Here is an 18,398-nt window from a genome sequence, read left to right on the forward strand (position 1 = left end):
AAGAAGATCCCTTTCAATAATCCTTTCGTTTTTATATTAATTTAACGAACGCTTCTGCGGTTGACTGACTGGATTGTGGATTCTGCCCAGTCACGAATTTCCCATCGGTGATGACATGGTCACTCCATGCTTCAGATTTTTCAAATTGAGCTCCTTGCTCTCTTAATTTTGTTTCTAATAAGAAAGGCATTAATGAATCGAGGCCCGTTTGCTGTTCTTCTTCGTTGGTGAATCCTGTCATGCTTTTTCCTTCAACCAGCCATTTTCCATTTGACAGTTTCGTTCCAACGAATCCTGCAGGACCGTGGCATACAGATCCAATGGCTTTGTTGTTGTCAGCAAAGTGAGCCAGTGCTTGTTGAAGTTCCGGACTGTCAGGGAGATCAAACATCGTTCCGTGTCCGCCCGGTAAGAAAATCCCTGAATATTCATTAACGTTCAATTGCGAAAGGACCATCGTTTGATCCAATTCTTTGGTGACACCCTTCCACTTTTCCACCTGTTCATCATCAAGGCTGTTAGGATCTAAAGGAATTCGGCCCCCTTTTAAGCTAGCCACATCTACACCGAATCCCTGATTCTTAAATTCTTCATATGGTTCAGCGAACTCAGATAACCAAAGACCTGTTTCGTGTTCATCATCAATTTTGCTTTCATTCGTTAAGACCATTAATATCTTTTTCAATGTGTACCCTCCATTTTTATATAGCTGATTTCCTACCCTTTTGTTTTATCCTCTTCTCATGAAATTAAACTTCCGTATGATAATTATTTTTCTTTTACAAGGTTTTAAGCAGAAAAAAACGACTCCCTTAATGAGAGTCGTTTCGATGGGTTAGTGTATATCGAATTGGAATTGAATTTTCTTTTGAACAGGATCCCAACTAAGGTAAGCTGAAAACTCCTTCTCTCCTTTTTTGAAACCGTCGATGCGTTCGGATTTTCCATCCGCGAGCACTTTTTTCACGATTGCTTGTGTTATACGCTTCGAGAGAATGGTCTTAGAAATGGTGAAGCTGCATTTTGTTTTTTGATAATTGGAGCATCCGTAGAACTTTCCTTTGTCAACCACTTTCCCGCCACATTTCAAACATGTGCCGACGCTGATTTTCGTTGTTCTTTTACCTTTACTCCCTTTGGACCGTTGGATGGAAGCAGTATCAAGATCTTCGAAATTCCATCTGTTTGCCTCTTGAAGAGCGTTTTGAACAAGTTTATCGCTTAATTTCTTCACTTGCTCCATAAACTCGGGTGCGGAGGCTTGCCCTTTTCCTATTTCCTGTAGTCGCTGCTCCCATTTTGCCGTCATTTCAGCTGACGCCAACACATTTTCACCAATTGCCCGAATCAAAACTTTTGCTTTATCGGTTGGATAGACAATGTTCTTTTGGATATCAATGTAGTTCCGATCTTTAAGCATGGTTATGATTCCAGCGCGTGTTGCCTCGGTACCCAGACCTTCTGTTTGCTTTAACACTTTCTCGAGCTCATCATTATCTATGTATTTACCTGCTGTTTTCATTAAGGTAATCAGTTGACCTTCTGTGTAACGCTTAGGTGGCTGGGTTTTTCCTTCTTTCGTATAGACACTCTTGACAGTACCTTTGTCGCTTTCCTTAACAGGTGGCAGGAGCGGTTCGTCATCCTTTTCATTCTGCATCAGAACCTGTCTCCATCCTTCTTGAAGAATTTGCTTTCCTTTAGAAATGAATTCGGCCCGTTCGTCCACGACGGTAGTGATGGTAGAGTAATGGATCACAGCTTTATCGTGGTGTGCAGCGATAAAGCGTTTAACCACAACATCATATATTTTCCTTTCGTCACCTGATAACGATTGAGGATCGGTTACTTGTTCAGTTGGAATAATCGCGTAGTGATCAGAAACCTTCGCTTCATTTACAAAACGCTTGTTATTCAGCAGGCTCTCATAAGGAGTGGGGATCCAGCTATTGTAAGGGCTGTATTCCTGAAGCTTAGACAATATTTCCGGGAAGGTTTCAGCTTCCCCTTTCGTTACATATTGTGAATCTGACCTTGGGTAAGATACAATGCCCTTCTGATATAGCTTTTGCAGGACATCCAGTGTTTTTTTAGGTGAAAATTTATACATTTTGTTAATCGTTGCCTGAAGAGCTGATAGATTGAAAAGTAATGGAGGAGCAAATTCTTTTCTTTCTATTTTCATCTCTAGAACGCTTGCAGGCTTCCCTTGGCAGAACGAAGCAATCTTCTCTGCCAGCTCCTGTGTTTGAATTCGAGACTCTCCATCCTTTTGCCAAATCCCTTCGTACGTGTGGTCCCCCATTTGAAAGGCTGCTTTCACTTCCCAGAAGGGTTCGCTTTTAAATTGCTCTATTTCTTCATCTCTTTTCACAATCAAAGCAAGAGTCGGCGTTTGTACCCTTCCTGCAGAAAAAACATCCGACATGCCTTGCTGCTTAAGTAGAATGCTATACGCTCTTGATGCATTCATTCCCACAAGCCAGTCCGCACAAGCACGGGAGTAGGCTTCATAATAGAGGCTGCGCATTTCCGTTTCTTCTCTTAAACTGGTGAACCCTTGAATGATGGCTTTCTCTGTCAGCGATGATATCCATAATCTTTTCATGGGCTTCTGCACGCGGGACATTGAAATAATATTCCGGATGATTAACTCACCTTCCCGTCCCGCATCCCCTGCATGGATGATTTCTGTGACTTCACTTTTCTTTAGAAGTTCTTTGATGACTGCGAATTGTTTCGCTTTTGCCCGTTGAAGCTCATATTGAAATCGTTGAGGAATGATGGGAAGGTCTTCCAACGTCCATTTCTTCCATCTGCTTTCATATTTTTCCGGGGCTTGAAGCTGAAAGAGATGACCTACAGCCCAGGTGATATATGCCCCTTTAGGGAACACATCATTAGATTGTATTTCAATGTATCCTTGGCGTTTTCGATGAGGAAAAGGTTTAGCGAGGGTTGCTCCTTGATCGGGTTTTTCGGCAATAACAACTTTCATAACATTCTCCTGTCCATCTTTATGATTCCTTCATTATAGCATTTTTTTAGAACTCTTGTTCTATGTATGTGGAGAAATCATACTTGTTTTTTATCGGTCATATTTGAAACTAGTTTAATCTAAATCTACTTGTTAGAATAGGGTTGATTTTTTTTGCGGTACCAAGGGGGGACGTGACTGTAACAAGAGTGATCGTGGGGTAGGTAATGTTATAGCGTAATGGTGTTACAGATAAGAAGTCAAATCTGTAACACCATTACCTTATTGTCCTAAATTTTCTAAATTACCTTTAATCTCTTGTAGCTGATTGAAGGTGTTTACGATCTCAAGGTTTTGTAACTCTGAAATTTGGACTTCTCCCTTATTGATTTCGACTAAGGCACGATCAATCCCTTCCAGCGCTTGTTCATTATATCCTTCCACTTTTTGGTGGATGTTTTCTGCCAGTTGAGGCGGGGTCAGATCATTGATTTCTTGTATTTCTGTTTTCATGTCTTTTAATCTTGTTTCAAGAGCCGGTATGGTGGATGGATCTGCCGCAGCATTTTCCACTAATCCAGGAAAATCGTTTGCAAATTGTTCTGCTTCATTTAGGTAATCGGTCATTTCCTCAACATAGGTCAAACTGTTGTTTGCTTCCTCGAGGATTCCACAGCCTGCCAGCATAAAAAAGCTGATTAATATGATTAATTTTTTCACTGAATTTCATCCTTTCCTAGCTTTCTCTCATTATACATACGAATGAACTTCGTAATGGTTTCATTTCATAAAAAGAAGGCTAACACCATTCGTCAGCCTTCTCTGTGTCTTATTCAATAATTTGCAGTTCTTTAGGGAATTTGGTCAAGGTTTCGTAACCATCCTTTGTAATAAGTACATCATCTTCAATTCTAACACCGCCTATTTCCGGAACATAGATTCCAGGCTCAATGGTGTAGGTCATTCCTTCTTTTAATATCCCATTATTTAAATGGCTCATTGATGGGAATTCATGTACGTTGATCCCAAGGCCGTGACCAATCCGGTGTGGGAAATAGTCTCCATACCCTGCTTCTGTAATGATATCCCGTGCGATTTGATCCAGATCACCAATACGGTTTCCGGGCTTACTTGCTTCCAGAGAAGCCAGTTCTGCTTTTAAAACCGTAGTGTAGATTTCTTTTTGCTTGTCTGAAACCGATTTATAAGCGAATGTACGGGTGATGTCAGAAGTATATCCTTCAAGGACAACACCTAGATCAAACAAGACAAAATCTCCTGCCTTTAGCTTCCGGTCACCGGGGTTTCCGTGTGGATCTCCAGCTTTTTCACCAAAGAGCACCATCGTAGAGAAAGACATTTCACGAATGCCTTTTTTCTTTAACTCATACTCGATCTTCGCAAGAACTTCCATCTCCGTAATGCCTTCTTGGAGTGCACTAACACCTACTTCAACTCCGAAGTCTGCCATTTCTGCTGCACGACGCATGATGGCGATTTCCCCCTCATCCTTCACTACACGCATCTCATTTAATTTGTCTTCAACATTCACTATATTCGGTGAGTTGAAGATGTTTAAAAATGCCTGACTGCGGCCATACGATACCACTTCATTTTCGAAAGCCACCTTGTGACCATCAACTCCTCGTCTTTGAATGGCTTGTTGAATGAACTCCCATGGATTTTCGTGATCAGAGTAGCCGATCACTTCGTTACTCCAGCCGGCATCCTTCACTTGACGTGCTTCCATCCCAGGTACGACCACAAATGGTTCGGCATCTGGAAATACAAACAGTCCCATCAATCGCTCATGTGGATCCGTGTGGAAATTCGTTAGGTAAAATACATTTTCAGTTGAATTGATAAATGCGGCATCGATATTTTCTTCTTTTAACCAATTTTTCAGCATTTCTATACGTTGTTTCATCGTGAGTTCCTCCTCGAATTTCGTGATGTTATGTAATCGATTAATATGAGCATATCTATGCTAACATACTTTTGAGAAAGATTGAAATAATCCCGTTTGATCAGGATTTGTGTACAATTGAAAAGTAGGGGAATTCTTTTGTTCATTATGGGGTTTGTAAGGGTAAGTGGTAAAAGTTACATTCATGGCTGGTGTTTTTTTGGCAGGGGTGAGCTTTTCCTACCTCTTTCCTATAAAGGATGAGGGGTGTTTGTGATATAATTTGGAGTATACAGTGAATGTAGGGTGGGAGTGGCCACTTCCTTATAGAAGGAGGTGGTGCTTATAGTGACAACGTATGAGGCGTTAACGCTAATGATTACCTTTGGCTCTTTAATTGTCTCCATCATTGCCGTAGTTATTTCAAATGACAAAAAGAAATAACCCCACCCTCATGAAGCGCCTAAACTTTGAAGGGTAGAGTTATGTTCCTTTCTCTATTGGGCCACTGCTTTCCTTGCAGTTTGCTGTGTAGCAAGAGACATTGGTTGCCGCCAGTGTCTCTTGTTTTATCATTATGCTCTCCTTTTAAGATAGTATAAATCCAGTCGGAAAGCAAGACGAGTACAAGCAAAACTTTACGAAAAAATATAGCTTAGAGAAGAAATCCTCTAAATGCTTTTTTAATACACAGGGTCTGTTTTCTTAGGCTTGCGAACAAGTGCCATGATTCCTGCGATCAGGAACAGAAGGCCTGGTACGAAACCAAATCCTATCGTGCCAAGTCCGATGACTAGGGCAGCGATGATAAACATGATTCCGGACAATACCGGTTTTTTATTTTTTACAATGGTTAGTACAGCAATAATCCCCAGTATGGACGCAATGATTCCTAATATAACAAGGTAAGATCCAGTTGATTCAGCAGCGTTAATAATGGAGCTTATATCTCCTGCAGTCATGTCCGCATTTTGTATATTTGGATCACTCTCCATACCTTCTTCGAGTTGGGACATGACCTCAGGATTACTCATCCCCATATTAAGTACGATTCCGATTATGGAAAATAATGCGGATAAAATAATTCCGATTACTCCCATCACTACTTCTCCTGTTCGTTTCACCATTCTACTCTCTCCTTTATAGATAAATACTTTATAAATATATTGTGCTAAAACGATACTATTCCCCTAAATGGATAGTGTGTTTAGCTTCTTACTCATATAGGCTTCCAGGATGGAAAGATCTTCTGGAAATCCCAGGGGCAGGTTCTTTAACTCTTGAAGTGAAATCCATTTGATTTTATGTATTAATTGATCAGGGTCCTGTATGGTTGCCTCTCCTCCCAGGAGCCGGACTTCATAGTAATGACTACTTATAGAAATACTTCCTTCATTCCCCCACTTTGTATACAAATGTTTTCCTACTTCAATATCATAGCCTGTTTCTTCCCAAACTTCACGTTTACAGCATTCCTGAAGGGATTCGCCCGACTCCATCCCCCCTGAAGGAACCGACCAATGTTTCTCTTCTTCTTCTTTCCCTTGTAATACCATCAATAAACGAGCTTCATGCATGCAAAGAGCAGATGCACCAATCCATTCATTCAATCAATCACCTCATTTCGTGTGGAAGCAGTCAAACTCATTCAATTATTTAATGAATGAGTTTATGGAAATGTCTCCTTTAGCTATTCTCCCTTTTGACAATATTCTCCTTCTACATAATAAAATTCTTTATATTCAGACATTATTCAGGCTTGCTATAAGGTACGTCCCTCTTTGGTCTTTTTCATTTCTAGTTTCTTTAGGATGATGTTTTCCATTATGCTCCATGGGAGGATGGTTTTGAGTAATAGGGTTAATCGCACTCCTTTGCCTATGGGAATTCTAAAAGTATTTTTCTTGTTAAGTGCTATTTTACGTACGATTAAGGCAACCTCCCTTGGATCTCCAAGTGTATCTGCACCTGCTTGAATTTCAGAGTTGATGGCTTCCATGTAGCAAAAGTAAGGAGAGTTTTTTTGCATCGAAAGTGGAGTGACTTTCTTTCCTGATGTCCAGATATTCGTTTGATAAGAACCGGGTTCGATAAGGTGTACGGATATGCCAAAGGGCTTAAGCTCCAATCTCAGACTTTCGGTGTATCCCTCTAATGCATGCTTGGAAGATACATAAGGACTGAGTCCAGGAAAGCCGAATCTGCCGCTGATGCTACTCATATTGATGATTTTCCCTTCTCTTTGCTTTCTCATATAAGGGAGAACAATTTGAGTCATTCTCATGACACCAAAAACATTCGTTTCAAATTGTTCACGAAACTCATCGATTGTAACTTCTTCTGCAAATCCTGCACCGGCAAACCCTGCATTATTCAGGAGGATGTGCACCCTGCCCAAATCATTAAGAGAGGTAGAGAATTCCTTGATGGATACTTCCGACGTTACATCCAATGGATGAATCTTCACTAAATCCCCCACCTTTAGTTCTTCAGCCCGTTGAAGCAATGCCCTTCCTTTATGGGGGTCTCTCATGGAGGCGATTACTTTATATCCAAGTTGTGCCAGCTCCAGCGTTGAGAGAAAACCAAACCCGCTATTAGCACCTGTCACCACGGCTATTTTATGATTCATTCCATCTTCCTCCCCATTTTTTCTTTCTATCAGTATAGCAATAATGGCTTTTATCCACTGAGTTTTTTATCAAAAAATGCAAAAAAAGGGTGGCTTCATCCCATTGAAGCCACCCTTTTTAACGAGGAAGTCGTGTCAATTTCTATACTTAATCTACAGCAACCTTATTTCTGCTTCAACTTCTCTTAGAGGGAGTGAACAGTTCTCTCGGGAAATGAATAGTCATCTATGGTCAATTTCATCAACTATTCATATATTTATATAATTGTAAGCATATTTATGGATAATTATTTTGCCTGCGTCGAACCCACTATTTTTCCATCAATAGAATAAAAGTTCACTTGAGGAACATGGAGCATACCCGCGTAAGGTTCTATGTGAATGAAATAATCATTCTCTTCAAGTCTTATTCGTTTAAACTGGATATTTTCCCGGTATGTAAAGTAGTCCGCACCAATATCGTCGCGGTTACCGTAAACGATAAACCGATTAGTATGGAGAAATTCTGTTCCGACAGATAATTGAGGAGAATCATTAAAGTGGTATAGCTCATAAAGGGGAAGGACATTCATTTTTCTATAAAGGGCCAGTCCGATTTGCTTTTCTCCATCCTTATTCATATAGGTAAAGAGAAGGAGGTGTTGCTCCCCGGCTTCTTTTTCTGAAACAACTTTTATATTATGATAAGTGTCCTTATATTCTAGCTGTTCAAAGTGCTGCCTGAATGCACCTTTTCTTGTGATAGAGTCTCCTTTTTCAATATACAGTGTGACGGCAAAGGCAATTAGAGAAGACACTGACAGTGATAGGAGGAACCTTCACCTAGTATTCTTTTTTCTTCCAACCAGCATCCCCCCCAAGTTGACATCTTTATCCCAATTTTACCATGAGCCCTACAGGAATTCCCAGTGTAAACAAAGAAAACGGCAGAAGTTCATTCTGCCGCTTTCCTGCTTACGACTGCAAATCCACTGGCAATACTGCACTCTTAAGCTCTATATTTAACTCCGCTCTATATTTCTGTTCCTGCTCTCGATTCCATTTCATAAGCTTCGCCATTATCTCTATCACAGATTCCTTCCATTTCTCCACCCACTCACGATCGAAGAATAAAGCACCAGTCCGTCTAATAAAGAAATCAACCGGCGTCGCGGCCATCTCCTCCTGAATCGCATAAATCAGTTGCGCATATAAATAAGGAGGGACGGACCTTTCATCACTTGTTCCACTATAAGCATGAGCAAGCTTATAGAGCTGATCCACGTTTGATCCGTACATACCTGCAAGCTTCCTTCCCTCTTCTTCTGTTAATCCAAATTGATGTGCCTCATTTGCTTTTTGATCAACATACGCTTGGAAGTTTTTTGATCCGCCTACATGACCTCCAGAGATCGGCATCTGCTTCGTGGAAGAAGCGGGGAACTTCTTCTTGTTCTCTTCTTTTAATCGTTTTGATACAAGATCAACCACTGTTTCCCCCATTTTACGGTAACCAGTAAGCTTTCCGCCGGCAATGGTGATGAGTCCACTTTCTGCTTCCCAAATTTCATCTTTACGGGAAATTTCAGAAGGGTCCTTCCCTTTTTCAAAAATTAATGGACGAACACCAGCCCAGCTCGATTCCACGTCCTCTTTTCCTACAGATACATCGGGAAACATAAAATGAATGGCGTTCAAAATGTAGTCCCTGTCTTCAGAAGTCATATGAGGGGATGATTTTTCCTGATCAAAAAATGTGTCTGTAGTCCCGACATAGGCCTTGCCGTCCCTGGGAATAGCAAATACCATTCTTTTATCAGGAGTATCAAAATAAACCGCCTGCTGGAGAGGAAATTTGCTTTGATCAATGACAAGATGAACTCCCTTCGTTAACCGAAGCTGTTTGTTATTCGTACTGTAATCTTTTCCTCGAACATCATCGACCCATGGACCGGCTGCATTGACAAATTTTGAACCGCGGATTTCAACCGTATCCCCCGTCACTAAGTCCTCAGCTTCAATTCCGACTACTTTCTTATTATCATAGAGGAATCGTTGGGATTTCATATAGTTTATGACAGTGGCACCATGTGCAACTGCTTCTTTCATGACTTCTATCGTTAAACGGGCATCATCAGTCCGATATTCAACGTAGTAACCGCCGCCTTTAAGGCCATCTTTTTTCACCAGAGGTTCCTTCTTCAATGTTTCAGAAACTGAAAGCATGGAGCGTCGTTCACTTCTCTTTACTCCAGCAAGATAGTCATACACCTTTAATCCAATCGACGTGCTGAATTTACCGAATGTGCCCCCTTTATGAAGGGGAAGCAGCATCCATTCAGGAGTCGTAACATGAGGTCCATTCTCATAAACGATTTCACGTTCTTTTCCTACTTCCGCGACCATTTTCACTTCGAATTGCTTCAAGTAACGTAAGCCGCCATGAACGAGCTTTGTAGAACGACTGGAAGTCCCGGCCGCGAAATCCTGCATCTCGACTAATGCCACTTTCATTCCACGTTTCGAAGCATCAAGGGCAATCCCTGCTCCGGTAATTCCCCCTCCAATCACAATCATGTCAAAGTGGTTGGAGACTAATGTTTGTTTTACTTCGCTTCTTGCAGTACTTGAAAATGTCATAGTTGGATCCTCCTAAGTTATCTATAAATAGTTTAAACTCTCGCTCTTCTTGTTTATCCATAAAAAAAGAGCCCAAAACGAACATTATGGTGAATGGTTCCATAATGCAGGTTTGGTCTCTCGTGGTCTCTAGCCGAATTTATTAACTTGTTATCAGTATAACATATGTTTCTTTTATTTAAAAGCCATAGCTGCTTTAACAGCTTTTTTCCACCCGTTATATAGTTCTCCTTGAGTTTCAACAGGCATTTGGGGTTCAAACTGCTTGTCTTTATTCCACTGCTTCGATATTTCATCCCGGTTATCCCAGAATCCTACGGCTAAACCTGCTAAATAAGCGGCACCTAATGCCGTTGTTTCATTTACAACCGGTCTCTCAACAGGAACAGATAAAATATCGCTTTGAAATTGCATTAAAAAGTCATTTTTAACCGCACCGCCATCGACTCTCAGTTTCTTAAGGGAGATTCCTGAGTCGGCTTCCATCGCTGTCAGCACATCTTTTGTTTGGTAAGCAAGGGATTCCAGGGTGGCTCTTACAAAATGCTCCTTAGAAGTTCCTCTTGTTAAACCGAACACTGCTCCGCGAACATCACTGTCCCAATAAGGAGTTCCTAATCCTACAAAGGCAGGAACAACATAAACGCCGTCTGTAGTGTCTACCTTTTCTGCATACGCCTGACTGTCCTTCGCGTCCTTAAGCATACGAAGGCCATCTCGAAGCCACTGAATGGCAGAACCAGCTACGAAAATACTTCCTTCCAAAGCATATTCCACTTTTCCATCGATTCCCCATGCCAAGGTTGTCAGTAAACCATTATTAGACTTTACGGCTTTTTCACCTGTATTCATCAGCATAAAGCAACCTGTTCCATACGTGTTCTTTGCCATACCCTCTTCATAACAAGCCTGTCCAAACAATGCCGCCTGCTGATCCCCTGCTGCACCAGCAATCGGAATCTCTTTCCCGAAGAAATGGTAAGGTACCGTTTTCGCATAAATTTCCGATGAGGGACGGACCTCTGGAAGCATGCTCTCAGGAACGCCTAATATGTCAAGTAGCTCCTGATCCCATTTTAAGTCATATATGTTATACATGAGAGTACGGGAGGCATTGGAATAATCCGTTACGTGGGCTTTTCCACCAGACATTTTCCAGATCAGCCATGTGTCGATCGTCCCGAATAAGAGCTTACCATTCTCCGCTTTTTCTCTCACCCCTTCTACATTGTCAAGAATCCATTTAACCTTGGTACCAGAGAAATAGGCATCGATCAATAATCCGGTTTTGTCACGAAACTTATCGTTATGTCCTTGTGATTTTAGTTCTTCACATACCCCGGCTGTTTGACGTGACTGCCACACGATGGCGTTGTAAACTGGATCGCCGGTTTCTTTATCCCAAACCACTGTTGTTTCACGTTGATTGGTAATCCCAATCCCTTCAATCTGATCAGGTTTGATACTGGATTCAGATAAAACGCTTGCAATTACAGCTAAAATCGATCCCCAAATTTCGTTCGCACTATGTTCAACCCAACCCGGCTTTGGAAAATGCTGAGTAAATTCTTTTTGTGCAGTGTGGGCGATTTCTCCTTTTTTATTGAATAGTATCGCTCTTGAACTTGTCGTTCCCTGATCTAATGATAAAATGTATTTCTCCATTTGGTTCTCCCTCCAAAAATTAATTATCGGTTGATAGCTGATTCACTTTTTGAGCTAAGCTGATCTTTCTGTCACTGGCATAAGCAAGCCCAAGTACTGCCGATGTAACAAGTAGGACTACCCAAAAGCTTGTTGTGACTTGTCCAATGAATATCGCTTTATAAAATACGCCTCCAAATGAGCCTCCCAAAACAGGTCCAACTACAGGAACCCAGGAATACCCCCAGTTGGATGGCCCTTTTCCTGGAATCGGCAGCAGGAAGTGAGCAATGCGCGGTCCTAAATCACGGGCAGGATTGATGGCATAACCTGTTGTTCCACCGAGAGATATTCCGATAGCAATGATTAAGAAACCAACGATAAATGGATTCAGTCCATCTGTAAATGTATTCGCTCCTATAGATAATAATCCTACTACTAAGACAAAAGTTCCAATGATTTCACTTAATAAATTTGAAAAATAGTGAGGGATGGCAGGTCCTGTAGCAAATACCCCCAATTTCACCCCGGGATCTTTCGTTGCATGCCAGTGGGGTAGAAAGTGTAAATAGGTGATCGTTGCCCCTAACATCGCTCCGATCATTTGAGCGATGATATACTGAGGAACCTCACTCCACGGGAAGTCTCCATTAAACGCCAGGCCAAGTGTAACAGCAGGGTTTAAATGGGCTCCACTAAACTGTCCAACGGCGTATACACTCATGGCAACACCTAGACCCCAACCAAATGTGATCACAATCCAACCAGCGTTATAAGCAAATGATTCCTTAAGGTTTACATTGGCACAAACCCCTGCACCAAAAATGATGAGTAAGGCTGTTCCAACCACTTCTCCTAAAAATGCAGTCATGCTTTTTCCCTCATTTCATAAATTTTTTAATAAAATAAAAAGACTCACGGAATGCCCCCTGGAAATAGGCAGTTCACGTGAGTCTCTTCATCTCTTTCACAACGTATTAACTTGTGGATTATGTTACTCCACTATGAAAGCGTTGTCAATACATTTTTCGGATTTTATTTCTGGTCAAAATGCTTCCATAGCACACGATCTGACGTAGTGATGGCCGTAGCACCAGCCTCAAGAGCGGCTTCCACCTCTTCAACGGTATCGATAAGTCCTCCTGCAAAAATAGGTTTCCCCGTTTTTTCTCTTATTTCCGTAATGATTTTAGGGATGACTCCAGGAAGGACTTCAATGAAGTCAGGATCTGTTTTATGTATAAGTTCAATGCTGCGATTCATAGCACTTGAATCGATCACAAACATCCTTTGAGTGGAAAAAATACCTTTTTGCCTTGCTTTCTTAATCACATTCCCTTTTGTTGAAATGATGCCATAAGGCTTAATTTCCTGACAAACATATTCTGTCGCGTATTCATCACTGGATAGTCCGTGGATTAAGTCTAAATGCAGAAACATTTTTCGATTTTCTTTTCGTGCATAATCAAAGACACTCTTCAGCATTCCAACATGGTGATCGAGAAACACACCATACTGAAAAGAGGTTTCGAGCATTTTATCAAAGTCCTTCATGGACCGGATGGCAGGCAATATCTTTTGACCTTCAAAACTCACCTTCTTTTCCCTCCCTTACTATTTTTTAATGGACCTTTTTCACAAGGAGAAATTATATCATAAATAACTGTATGTTTTCATGAGAGTTCCAATGATTTTACCACAATATTACATTTCGAGGTACTACGTTCAGTCATCTACCGGTGATTTTGAACGATCAGCTTGCGGATTCTCTAAGGCAAAGGTCTTTTGCAACAGGAGCAAGCTGAATTCATTATCTTGGGAACCAGTACCTTGGCGAACCCGGATCTTCCGAATAAAGTTGAAAAAGACTTGGATCCTGAGGAGTTCGACCTAAAAAAAGTCTTGCTTCCTCAAGTATATGTAAAAAACATGAGCTTGAGATGAACATTGTGGATTAAGTATGATGCAAAAGAAGAACCCATCACTGACATAAAGGGTCCTTCTTCTTATCGCTCTTCCAGTGAAGTCGGCATAACCTTGTCTCTCTTTTCCTAAGATGGATTGGATACGATTGTGCATTTCAGATTGACTGTGATACTGGAACAAGCCGATTCCATTACCCTATGGATCCTGAAAGGTTGCCCACTTCACAGGGACTTCTTCTCTTTCATGGATGTCAAAGTGTTTGGTGGCGAGAAGGGATTTCAGCCTGTCCCGTTCTCTATTACTTCAACCCCCAGTCAGATGGGTCCGAAATTAACGGAAGGAGTACCTTCTGCTACCTAGAGCCAACAGCCAGGAATGAGCTCCCACTCTGCAAACCCATCGTGGGGGATGAAATCTGGAGTGCGATTTAATAGGGTTTCATACCATTTTTGCCCTTTTTGCATATCAGTTACACGGACATGTACAGTCATTTCATAAATCATGGAATCTCTCCTTTTATAGTAGGATTATTCTAGATTTCGGCAGGGTAAAATGGATAAAAAGCGGGATTTTCTAATAAAACGAGCTGGTTCTCAGTTAACTCATCTTGAATTATCCTTCATACCAGTTAGATATTGAGCTGACCACAGGTGACGTCCGGAATATGACTCATTTTTTACATGACCCCCCCATATAATCAGGAGTTTAACTGACCAAGACTGAAATTATTAAATCAGATTGCCCAGTTCCCATTACGGAAAATAGCGATCTTTCTTCCATCACGGCACACTCCATCTATATTCATAACTTCTGAACCAATCATAAAATCTTCATGAACCACACTTTCATTGAGTCCTTTTTCTTCCCGTTCTTCATCGGATAAAATGTCTCCATCCTTTATACAAGTTGGGTAAGAGGAACCGATCGCTAAATGATTGGATGCATTTTCATCAAATAAGGTGTTAAAGAATAGTACACCAGAATCAGAGATCGGTGACTGATGCGGGACAAGGGCCACCTCTCCAAGATAGGCTGCTCCTTCGTCTGTCAGGATCAATTTTTTCAGGATTTCCTCCCCTTCTCTTGCTGTGACTTTCTTAATTTCCCCCTCTTCAAAAGTAAGGGTGAAATCGTCAATCACGTTACCATTGTAAGCAAGTGGCTTGGTACTTGAAACCGTACCATTGACTCCGGTTTTTACAGGGACAGTATAAACTTCTTCTGTCGGCATATTGGCAATGAAATGGGTTCCTTGTGGTGTTCTGCTTGCCCCTGTCAGCCATATGTGATCTTCATGGAGTTCAACGGTAAGGTCCGTCCCTTCCGATTGATAATGCAAGGATTTGAGCTTTAAGTGATTGAGTTCACTTGCTTTGTTGGTTAGGGTTTCGATATGTGTTTGCCAAGCGAGGACTGGATCTTCATGATTGATACGAACAGATGTGAAGATACGGTCCCAAAGGCTTGGGATTCTTTCTTTCTCTGGTAAGTCAGGAAACACCTTGTCTGCCCATCTTTGTGAAGGGATGGCTACGATAGACCAGCTGATCTGGTCCTTTTCAATTGCTTCATAGAAACGGTCCAGGGCATCTCCACTTGCTTTTTCAAAATTAAGGATTCGGTCTGGATCGATTCCTTTCAACAGGTCCGGATCATTAGCTTCTATTTGAAGAAAGGCTCCTTTATTGTCCACAACCCATTCATGCGCAGCAGCCAGCCAGCTTGGGAATTCGTAGAAAGTGTCATCCGGGGCCAGTTCATAATGTGTTCTCATGATTTCTTCGTCATACCATTGAACATGCACGTTTCTTGCACCAGCAAGATATGCTTCTTTTACAACAATGCGTACGAATTTTTCAGTTCCGAGTGGTGCAGAAATCCACAGGGGCTGATCATGCTGTACATTTACTCCCACTTTAATGGCGAGTTCTGCGTATTGTTTTAACTTTTCATCGAAACCTTTATAGATCGTCATATTGTTTACTCCTATTCTAGTAGTCTACTTATGTAGGTTTTCATTTTTTTCTGGGTCTCTTCCAGGGATTCACTGTGCGTTTCAACAACGGCCTCACCATAGAATAAATCTCCGAATCGTTCCGGTTCCTCATTCCGCGGAATAACATGCATATGATAATGAGTTAACTCGTTGTAGATGCCTCCATTCTGACAGATGGTCATACCGTTGGGGTCATATAGTGCCTGAATGGCTTGTGCAACTAGTTGTGAAGCCTTCATTATAGAGAGTCCTTCTTCTTCATTGAATTCCGTTACTTCCACTTTGTGTCGTTTTGGGAGAATCAGGGTATGTCCAGGGTGGTGCGGGACATGGTCCAAAAAGCAGGCCACGTGTTCATTTTCGTATATGATATATACTCTCTCTTTTTCATTTGCAAGGCGGCAGCCGAGACAATTTTCCATTCATATACCTCCAATTTAAAGGATTTCCCCCATTAATGTCGAAAATTAATTGAATAGCTAAAATAAAGGCTCCTCCCATCATATCATGTAATGGAAAGAAGGTCGGAAAATAGTGGAAATTCAATTACTCAATGAAAAGCATGCCGAAGCTTATTGGCAGCTTCGTTTGGAAATGTTGAAGCAAAGTCCTTCAAGCTTCGGAAGCAGCTATGAAGAAGCGATTGCCCGTATCAATCCAATTCAAATGACAGCAGAGAGACTTTTACAAAAGGGCAGCTACACGTTTGGTTGCTTTGCTGAAGGGAAATTAGTCGGATCGGTGACCCTTGTACGTGAAGGAGCTTTAAAAATGAAGCATAAAGCTTCTATTTTTGCCATGTATGTTTCCCCTGCCCATCGAGGGAAAGGGTTCGCAAGAGGGCTGCTATTAGCTGCCATCACTCAAGCAAAAGAGGAGGATGGTATTGAACAAGTCATGATTACAGTTGTCACAACCAATGAAACAGCGAAGGGCCTCTATCACTCTTGTGGATTCAAGCCATACGGGACAGAAAAGCGGGCATTGAAATATAACGATGAATATTTCGATGAAGAATTGATGGTTTTGTTCTTATAATACCCTTTTCATATTGCAAAACGGTGAGTCCCAAGATGTGGATTCACCGTTTTTTATAGTACATGATAATCAAAGCTAATAAGTAAAAACGCAATGACAAAGACTGAAACCAGCAATGCCCGAACCGGGTTTTTGAAGTGAAGGCGCAGCATGGGAAACATAATAAAATAAAACAGTAGGGTCCACCAAAGGTTCCAGCCTTCAAAATATTCAATGGCATCCATTCTCCACGCTGCCCATTCAATCAGTGTGGCAACACCTATGTACTTAAAATAATAGAAGATTTTCATTCTGATTTCTTCTGGGTAGTGGCTTAAAAATAGAACCACAAGGCAAGGATAAGCGATCATCGTGTAAAGAGTATCCGTCACAAACATATTGAGGAAGAATCCATCTAATTCCCAAACTGCCTTCATGGTGTAGCTGATATACTGATAAAACATATTGAAAAAACTAAAATAATAGATAGTGGGAAGAAATTCTCTCCATCTATACCAAGAACCCCATTTCAAGGAACTGAGAATAATGACTACAATGACTACAACATGAAACATGGGATCCCCCCATAGCCCGACTCATAATATAGACATTAGTGTTTCCAAATATTTGGTAATTCATTCCTCGGTCTATTGAGGTGCACCATTCTTCAGGAAAATAGATCTACCACTTTGTTACTGAACTCCCGTAAATAATAAAGGTATTGGTCTCCCCCATAGTTGTATCGCTTGTTATACATTTTTGCCACCACCACGTTAAAGGCAGGCATGACGAGAAGCGTTGGACCAGTGACACCTATTATTTGATAAGATCCCGAAGGTACCCTCTCCCCCAATTCACTTTTATCCCGTGGAACGTCTTGAACGTACCAAAACAGACCGTTACCAGGTAATGCGGAATCAGAATACGAATCATTTTGAATGGAGATGGCAGTTTCAATCACTTTAGAGGGAACGATTTGTCTTCCATTCATCATGCCTTTCTGAACATGTAGCTGCCCCCAGAGAGCAAATTCCCTAGGAGATACAAATAAATTCTTCTCCGTTCCATCTGAAGCTGTCCCCAGTCCAGGTAGCGCCGGTTTATCAATGTGGTCGATGACGGGCACAAGATTTTCATCCGGTTCCGTTCTCCATCCCGTTTCACTAAACCCCAAAGGAGTAAAAACCCTCTCATTTAAAAGCTTCGGGAACCCTTTTCCATACAGTCGGTGAATTAATTCGGTTATAATGTCCACACCCGCGTTACGGTATGCCCAGCTGCTACCGGGCTTGAATTCCCGAAAGATGTATCCATTTTCGTCGGAATCGAGTCCGTGGGAATGAGTTACAAGATGACGGATCGTTGTACCTTTGTACAGATCTTTATCAAACTCAGGAAAATACTGAGTGATCGGATCATCAAGGCTCGAGATAAATTTATCGTGCAAAGCATAAGCAACAGCGAGTCCTAAATAACTTTTTCTGGCAGAAGCTACATTAAATTGAGACTTTTCAGTGGTTGGTGAAGCGTTTATATGGTGGGTGTGCTTGCCACTATAATGCTCCAACACGACTTGGTCATCTTTCATGATATAAAGGGCCCCAGCAGAACTCCCGTTATTATGTTTAATGTCTTCAACCCAGGAAATCAATTCCTTTAGTGGTCCTGGCATGGTCTTTTT

19 protein-coding genes are annotated in these 18,398 nt (G+C 41.4%); 3 read left to right on the forward strand and 16 right to left on the reverse strand.

Features of this window, described 5'->3' with window-relative positions; translation table 11 throughout:
- Positions 1-31 precede the first annotated feature (31 nt).
- The 4 genes from AC6CIB_RS03275 to AC6CIB_RS03290 form a co-directional block, all read right to left on the reverse strand.
- Positions 32-685, reverse strand: coding sequence for a type 1 glutamine amidotransferase domain-containing protein (locus AC6CIB_RS03275; RefSeq protein WP_498277982.1), 654 nt, complete (start codon positions 683-685; stop codon positions 32-34).
- A gap of 150 nt (positions 686-835) precedes the next feature.
- The gene (locus AC6CIB_RS03280; RefSeq protein WP_498277984.1) at positions 836-2,998 is read right to left on the reverse strand and encodes a DNA topoisomerase III; all 2,163 of its coding nucleotides are present in this window, start codon (positions 2,996-2,998) and stop codon (positions 836-838) included.
- A gap of 261 nt (positions 2,999-3,259) precedes the next feature.
- A complete protein-coding gene (locus AC6CIB_RS03285) occupies positions 3,260-3,697 on the reverse strand; it encodes a DUF6376 family protein (protein ID WP_498277986.1) in 438 nt (145 codons plus the stop codon).
- A gap of 109 nt (positions 3,698-3,806) precedes the next feature.
- Entirely contained in the window at positions 3,807-4,904 is a 1,098-nt protein-coding gene (locus tag AC6CIB_RS03290) for a M24 family metallopeptidase (RefSeq protein WP_498277987.1), read from the reverse strand.
- Between the two features lie 327 nt (positions 4,905-5,231).
- Between AC6CIB_RS03290 and AC6CIB_RS03295 the strand changes: the two genes are divergently transcribed.
- Positions 5,232-5,327, forward strand: coding sequence for a putative holin-like toxin (locus AC6CIB_RS03295; RefSeq protein WP_253275457.1), 96 nt, complete (start codon positions 5,232-5,234; stop codon positions 5,325-5,327).
- Positions 5,328-5,566: 239 nt separating this feature from the next.
- Here AC6CIB_RS03295 and AC6CIB_RS03300 read toward each other — a convergent pair whose 3' ends face one another.
- The 8 genes from AC6CIB_RS03300 to AC6CIB_RS03335 form a co-directional block, all read right to left on the reverse strand.
- Entirely contained in the window at positions 5,567-6,010 is a 444-nt protein-coding gene (locus tag AC6CIB_RS03300) for a DUF4064 domain-containing protein (RefSeq protein WP_498277989.1), read from the reverse strand.
- Positions 6,011-6,073: 63 nt separating this feature from the next.
- The gene (locus tag AC6CIB_RS03305) at positions 6,074-6,493 is read right to left on the reverse strand and encodes an NUDIX domain-containing protein (protein WP_498277990.1); all 420 of its coding nucleotides are present in this window, start codon (positions 6,491-6,493) and stop codon (positions 6,074-6,076) included.
- Between the two features lie 152 nt (positions 6,494-6,645).
- On the reverse strand, positions 6,646-7,515 hold the full coding sequence (locus AC6CIB_RS03310) for an SDR family oxidoreductase (RefSeq protein ID WP_498277991.1): 870 nt from the start codon (positions 7,513-7,515) through the stop codon (positions 6,646-6,648).
- A 287-nt stretch (positions 7,516-7,802) separates the two neighbouring features.
- Positions 7,803-8,312, reverse strand: a complete 510-nt coding sequence (locus AC6CIB_RS03315) for a hypothetical protein (RefSeq protein ID WP_498277993.1) — start codon at positions 8,310-8,312, stop codon at positions 7,803-7,805.
- Between the two features lie 157 nt (positions 8,313-8,469).
- Positions 8,470-10,134 carry a glycerol-3-phosphate dehydrogenase/oxidase gene (locus tag AC6CIB_RS03320; protein ID WP_498277994.1) on the reverse strand — a complete coding sequence of 555 codons (1,665 nt, stop codon included), beginning with the start codon at positions 10,132-10,134 and terminating at the stop codon, positions 8,470-8,472.
- Positions 10,135-10,308: 174 nt separating this feature from the next.
- Positions 10,309-11,799 (reverse strand): glycerol kinase GlpK, encoded by a 1,491-nt coding sequence (gene glpK, locus AC6CIB_RS03325; protein WP_498277995.1) that lies wholly within the window; start codon positions 11,797-11,799, stop codon positions 10,309-10,311.
- Between the two features lie 19 nt (positions 11,800-11,818).
- Positions 11,819-12,649: an MIP/aquaporin family protein gene (locus AC6CIB_RS03330; RefSeq protein ID WP_498277996.1), complete on the reverse strand. Its 831-nt coding sequence runs from the start codon at positions 12,647-12,649 to the stop codon at positions 11,819-11,821.
- 164 nt (positions 12,650-12,813) lie between these two features.
- Positions 12,814-13,374 carry a glycerol-3-phosphate responsive antiterminator gene (locus AC6CIB_RS03335; protein WP_498277997.1) on the reverse strand — a complete coding sequence of 187 codons (561 nt, stop codon included), beginning with the start codon at positions 13,372-13,374 and terminating at the stop codon, positions 12,814-12,816.
- Between the two features lie 465 nt (positions 13,375-13,839).
- Here AC6CIB_RS03335 and AC6CIB_RS03340 point away from each other — a divergent pair, with 465 nt between their 5' ends.
- Positions 13,840-14,064, forward strand: a complete 225-nt coding sequence (locus AC6CIB_RS03340) for a hypothetical protein (protein ID WP_498277998.1) — start codon at positions 13,840-13,842, stop codon at positions 14,062-14,064.
- A 373-nt stretch (positions 14,065-14,437) separates the two neighbouring features.
- Here the strand turns inward: AC6CIB_RS03340 and AC6CIB_RS03345 are convergent, their stop codons facing one another.
- Together AC6CIB_RS03345 and AC6CIB_RS03350 are read right to left on the reverse strand one after the other, a co-directional pair.
- Positions 14,438-15,679: an aminopeptidase gene (locus AC6CIB_RS03345; protein ID WP_498277999.1), complete on the reverse strand. Its 1,242-nt coding sequence runs from the start codon at positions 15,677-15,679 to the stop codon at positions 14,438-14,440.
- An 11-nt stretch (positions 15,680-15,690) separates the two neighbouring features.
- Entirely contained in the window at positions 15,691-16,122 is a 432-nt protein-coding gene (locus AC6CIB_RS03350) for an HIT family protein (protein WP_498278000.1), read from the reverse strand.
- Between the two features lie 112 nt (positions 16,123-16,234).
- Between AC6CIB_RS03350 and AC6CIB_RS03355 the strand changes: the two genes are divergently transcribed.
- Complete coding sequence (locus tag AC6CIB_RS03355; protein ID WP_498278001.1) at positions 16,235-16,738, forward strand: GNAT family N-acetyltransferase; 504 nt, start codon at positions 16,235-16,237, stop codon at positions 16,736-16,738.
- Between the two features lie 53 nt (positions 16,739-16,791).
- Here the strand turns inward: AC6CIB_RS03355 and AC6CIB_RS03360 are convergent, their stop codons facing one another.
- Together AC6CIB_RS03360 and AC6CIB_RS03365 are read right to left on the reverse strand one after the other, a co-directional pair.
- Positions 16,792-17,292: a CBO0543 family protein gene (locus AC6CIB_RS03360; protein WP_498278003.1), complete on the reverse strand. Its 501-nt coding sequence runs from the start codon at positions 17,290-17,292 to the stop codon at positions 16,792-16,794.
- Between the two features lie 92 nt (positions 17,293-17,384).
- A complete protein-coding gene (locus AC6CIB_RS03365) occupies positions 17,385-18,389 on the reverse strand; it encodes a serine hydrolase domain-containing protein (protein WP_498278640.1) in 1,005 nt (334 codons plus the stop codon).
- Positions 18,390-18,398 lie beyond the last annotated feature (9 nt).

This window comes from Rossellomorea sp. GQ25 (genome assembly GCF_059758515.1).